The sequence below is a fragment of the Oleiphilus sp. HI0132 genome (genome assembly GCF_001635845.1).
Window position 1 is genome coordinate 1 of sequence record NZ_LWGJ01000046.1, and the last position, 670, is coordinate 670.

Consider the following 670-nt stretch of genomic DNA (forward strand, 5'->3'; position numbering starts at 1 on the left):
ATAGCAATTCAATGGGGACTGGTGGCATTTGGCCTGTGCTCACAATTATTCTTCCCGCGCGCACCAAGAATACTCTATGCCTTAATTTTTCTGACAATGGGTTGGATGCTAGTTTTCCCCATGCAACAAATCTTGGATCTCATGACCGATATGCAGGTTAATCTGCTTTTTGCTGGCGGTATCGCGTTCACGCTAGGTGCTATTTTCTATGCAAGTAAGAAACCCTTAATGTTGCCTGGAATTTTCAGTTTCCATGAACTCTTCCACGTAATGGTCTTAATTGGTGGCGCCTGTCATTACAGCCTGATTTACAGTGCATTTTCCGCTACGGCGTCAGCCTAAGATGAGCTTAAGCTCTAAAGCACAATGCCTGCTAGAGGAAGAAACGAGTCGTTTTATAAACGATTACCAGGAACACTTCCTTAAAGGTGAAACCAAGCCACCAGAAATTGGCCAACCTTACCTGCTTCATCAGCCTCAAGCCACGCAGGGAGTGCTGCTTGTTCATGGCCTAATGGCTGCCCCGGAAGAAGTGCGAGAGTGGGCTGACTATCTTTATAGCCAAGGCTATACCGTCTACGCGCCACGAATGGACGGGCACGGTACATCGGCAGATGATTTATCTCGCCGTAAAATGAGCGAATGGACGGCGGCGGTTAACCGGGGCCAC

The 670-nt window shown here is 48.2% G+C and carries 2 protein-coding genes; both read left to right on the forward strand.

What is annotated here, in order from left to right:
- A partial coding sequence (locus A3766_RS00725; protein ID WP_197479144.1) for a hemolysin III family protein occupies positions 1–342 on the forward strand: 342 nt, incomplete at its 5' end.
- A gap of 1 nt (position 343) precedes the next feature.
- Positions 344–670: alpha/beta hydrolase (locus tag A3766_RS00730; RefSeq protein WP_369808586.1), on the forward strand; the 327-nt coding region annotated here is incomplete at its 3' end.